Annotated in this window: 2 protein-coding genes; both read left to right on the top strand. The window is 62.5% G+C overall.

The genetic code is table 11. From position 1 onward, the window contains the following. Positions 1–1,074: 1,074 nt before the first annotated feature. Positions 1,075–1,509 carry a hypothetical protein gene (locus tag AB0I15_RS18575; protein WP_358096421.1) on the top strand — a complete coding sequence of 145 codons (435 nt, stop codon included), beginning with the start codon at positions 1,075–1,077 and terminating at the stop codon, positions 1,507–1,509. Further along, the coding region (locus AB0I15_RS18570; protein ID WP_358096418.1) for an AAA family ATPase at positions 1,499–4,507 on the top strand (3,009 nt) is incomplete at its 3' end. The genes AB0I15_RS18575 and AB0I15_RS18570, both read left to right, overlap by 11 nt.

Genomic DNA, 4,507 nt, shown 5'->3' with positions numbered 1-4,507 from the left:
TCACTCGTCATGATTCCCGGGCATCACCAGCCCGAGTACGCCCAACCACGATCAGGCAAGCCCCCTGAACTGCGGTTTCAGGTTGGCACATGCCCAATGATCTCCGGGGCCCGTTCGCGTTTCAGGGACACTCGATCCCCTGAAACCCTTGGTCCAAGCTACGGAAACAGCTCCAAGATCATTGCGTGGATATTGCGCGACCACCGACAAACGGCCGCTCAGAGCCGCCTACAGCTGCATGTCCCTGAAACGCAGAAGAGGCCCCGAAGGGCCTCTGAGCTGCGCTAACTGTGTGTGGCAGGTGCAAGGTTCGAACTTGCGTAGGCTGAGCCGACGGTTTTACAGTCCCGTCTCGATCAAGCTCTGACCTGGGGTTTCTTCGTTCGATCTCCGTATTTGACCGCGTATTGGCCGTGATCGAGCCTACAAGCCCCTGGCAAGCCCCAATGACACGCCTCATCGGGGAGACATTCGCCGAGGTCAGTTCGGCCCTCTCTGGCGTCTGAGAGGCTCGATCCAGGGCCGGAACCGCTCAGCGGCTCAGCGTCAGACTTTGTCGCTCTCGAAGCGAACCCAGTTCCCAGGCTAACCCCAATGCCGGTTAGTTAAGGGCTTTGGGCGGTTGTCGAGTCAGGGCCAGTGAGGACATCGATGGCGATGGCCGCCCGGTGGTTGGTCCGGTCGACCTGGCCTTTGGCGCGGTGTTTGGAGATCGCGCGTTTGACGATACGTGGGCTGACCCGGACGCGGCGGGCCGGCAGAGGGTCCGCTCCGAGCGCGACAGCCGTCCGCCGGGCCGGTCCGCGACTTCGGGAATGGCGATGTCTAGGCCCTACGTCCCCTCATCCTCCAGCCGTAGCCGCTATAGATCCTCGACTCGCTGGCCTTCTCCGCCCCGGTGTTGGTAACACCCGGGACAGCAGTCTGTCAGCGGGCATGCTTTGACGGGATTTCCGGTAAGTCCGAATTTGGTAGGCAATCAGCGGATTTTTGTCATCAAAACCACATAAGTCAAGATATTCGTTACGGTAGTGATCGATGGACGCTCAGTGACTTGCGGATCAAGGGGAACGGGTGGATCCGGGACCGGCGGCATTAGCCTCAACGCTGGCAAGCAAGTGGGTCGAGACGCCGACGGCGTGGGAACAGACCACAAAGGTAATCGTGAAACTGCGGCGGCGGGTGTATCCCGATCGGGCCGAGACGGTCGAGGCTGAGATGACCAAGGCCCACGAGCAACTGATTGTGGCCCGTGATGCCAGCGATGACCAGGTCGAAGAGAATCTGTTGGCGGCGTGGCGATTCAGTCTTCTGAGCCTGCTAGCTAGTAACCCGAGCATGGCGGACGATCTGAGGCGCGTGGTGCCACAGTCGGTGACTGGCGCGGTCGAAGGCCCTCGACAAGCGATAGAGCAGGTGGAGATGCGTGCGAGGTCTCCGATCACGGCAGGGCGTACCAGGCGCTCGGCCACCAGCACATCAGCGAACGGTGACCGGCATGCAACCTGAAGATGAGCACACGATCCACGTCCACGCGCAGGCTTCCGGCGAAGCTCGGATCTATCAGGCCGCCAAGAATCTGTACCTCGAGCACCATGTGCATTATGAGCACGGTACTCGCCGTGTCGAATCGACTGCGACAACCGAGGTCTGTCCGTATCCCACGGGTTTGGCGGCGTTTCGCGCGGAGGACGCCGAGTGGTTCTTTGGCAGAGATCAACTGATTGCTCAATTGATTGAGCGCCTCGATTCTCGCGCGCGTGACGGCGGTGATCCGCTAGTCGTGGTCGCGCCGTCAGGAGCGGGGAAGTCTTCGTTGTTACAGGCCGGTTTGATCCACAGGCTGGTCAAGGGCGCGCTCACAGGCTCGCAGCATTGGCCGGGTCTGCTACTGACGCCGACCGCATGGCCGGTCACGGCACTGGGAAGTCAGATCGCCGCGCTGACGAATGCTGATCCCGCCGAGGTAGCCGCTGAGATCACAAAGGCCCCGGATCAGTGTGTGGAGCGGGTGCGTGCGCTGCTGCGAATGCGGATGAAACAGGCTGGTGCCGCCGACATGCGACTGGTAGTGATCGTGGATCAGATGGAAGAGCTGTTCACGATGTGCACCGACGAGCGGCAACCGCACATTTTCCTGGACATGATCTCACGGCTGACCAGCAACAGTCCATGCGGGCAGGAGCCGGTAGCCGTGGCAGCATATGGATTGCGGGCGGACTTCTACCCGCATTGCACGGAATACCTTCAGCTACGCACGGCATTGCAGGGTGGCCAGGTAATTCTGGGCCCGATGTCACCCGAGGAACTGCGTGCGGCGATCCTGAACCCTGCGGAGCGTGCCGGGTTGCGTGTCGATCCGGCATTGGTTGAAGTGTTGTTACAGGAACTCGGCGCGACTGCGGCCGAGGGGTATGAAACCGGTCGTCTCCCCCTGCTGGCGTATGCCTTGCGGGCTGCCTGGCGGGAGCGGCACGGCAACACTTTGACCGTGGAGGGCTACCGGCTCACTGGCGGCATCCAGAACGCCGTGGCCACCACCGCAGAACGGGCCCTTACTTCGCTGAATCACGCGGAACAGCAGGTTGCCCGGATGTTGTTTCTCCAGTTGGTCAAGATCGGTGAAGGTACCGAGGACACACGGCGCCGCGTGGCACATAAGGACCTTCTTTCGGGCGGCGTTGAGCAGCAGACGATGTCGCGAGTGCTGGATGAGTTCACCCGCGCTCGCCTGATTACCCAGGGACAGGACACAGTCCAGATCACCCACGAGGCGCTGTTGCGGGCGTGGCCGACCTTGTGCTCGTGGATCGACGACGACCGACCCGGCAATCTGATCCGACAGCAGCTCAATGAAGCCGCCGCGCAATGGAATCACGACAAGCGGGACGCAGGTGCGCTGTACCGCGGAACTCGCCTGCAAGCCGCGCGCGACTGGATGTCTTCCCAGCCCCAACAGCATGACCTGCCCCCCACGGCCGCGGCATTTCTATCCGCGTCTATCCGAAACGAGCGCCGCGACACTCGACGCCGACGCAGAACGCTTGCGGCGCTGTCTTTTCTGACCGTGATCTCGTTGATCGCCAGTGTCATCGCGGTGTGGCAACTGAACACTGCACAAGCTGCGCGCGATGACGCGATCATCAACCAGATCAACGCCCAAGCCGATCGCCTTCGCGGCAGTGACGTCTCGGGCACCGACCCATCGCTGGCGGCACAACTGAAGCTGACTGTCTACCGCAAGCGCAACAATGATCCGAACCTTTACACGAGCTTGATCAGCGCTGAAAACGTTCCACTCTCCACACTCCTGACCGGCCACACCCATGGCATCAATTCGGTGGTGTTCAGCCCGGACGGTAAGACGCTGGCCAGCGGCAGCAACGACCACACGGTGCAACTGTGGCGCATCACCGACCCCGCCCGGCCAACCCCGCTGGGACGCTACACCAACAGCCAAGACCGCAACATTATCTCGTTAGCCTTCAGCCCGAACGGCCAGGCACTGGCCCACAGCGACGACGGCGGTGGGGTAGAACTGTGGAATGTCACCGACCCGAACCAGCCAGCGTTCCGGGGACTGCCGACCGATATCGGTGACGTAGTCTGGTCAGTGGCGTTCAGCCCTGATGGCAAGACGCTGGCCGGCGGCAACGGCGGCGGCATCCTGCAGCTTTGGGACGTCACCGACTCCGCCCAGCCGACATTGCTGAGTAAATGGGAGGGCCACCACTCCACCTACGTTTGGTCGGTGGCGTTCAGCCCGGACGGTAAGACGCTGGCCAGCGGCAGCAGCAAACGTACGATACGGCTGTGGAATGTTGACGACCCCGAGCACCCCACGGAGTTGGGGCAACCCCTGACCGGCCACACCGACGGCCTCAGTTCGGTGGCGTTCAGCCATGATGGCAAGACGCTGGCCAGCGGCAGCAACGACCACACGGTGCGCCTGTGGAATGTCACGGACCCCGCGCACCCCACAGACTGGGGACAACCCCTGACCGGCCACACCGACACCGTCAAATCGGTGGCGTTCAGCCCGGACGGTAAGACGCTGGCCAGCGGCAGCATCGACGGTACCGTGCGGTTGTGGAATATCACCGATCCTGCTCAGCCGAGGCCGTTGGGACAACCCCTGACCGGCCACACCGACGCCGTCACTTCGGTGGCGTTCAGCCCGGACGGTAAGACGCTGGCCAGCGGCAGCAACGACCGCACGGTGCGGCTATGGAATATCCCTGACACTCTGCTGACCGGCCACACCAACGCCGTCACTTCGGTGGCGTTCAGCCCGGACGGTAAGACGCTGGCCAGCGGCAGCAACGACCGCACGGTGCGGTTATGGAATATCACCAATCCTGCTCAGCCGACGCCGTTGGGACAACTCCCGACCGGCCACACCGACGCCGTCACTTCGGTGGCGTTCAGCCGTGATGGCAAGACGCTGGCCAGCGGCAGCAACGACCGTACGGTGCGGCTATGGAATGTTACGGACCCCGCGCACCCC

The sequence above is a fragment of the Nonomuraea sp. NPDC050643 genome, assembly GCF_040654715.1.
Lineage (GTDB): Bacteria > Actinomycetota > Actinomycetes > Streptosporangiales > Streptosporangiaceae > Nonomuraea.
This window is presented reverse-complemented; position numbering and strand designations above follow the sequence as displayed.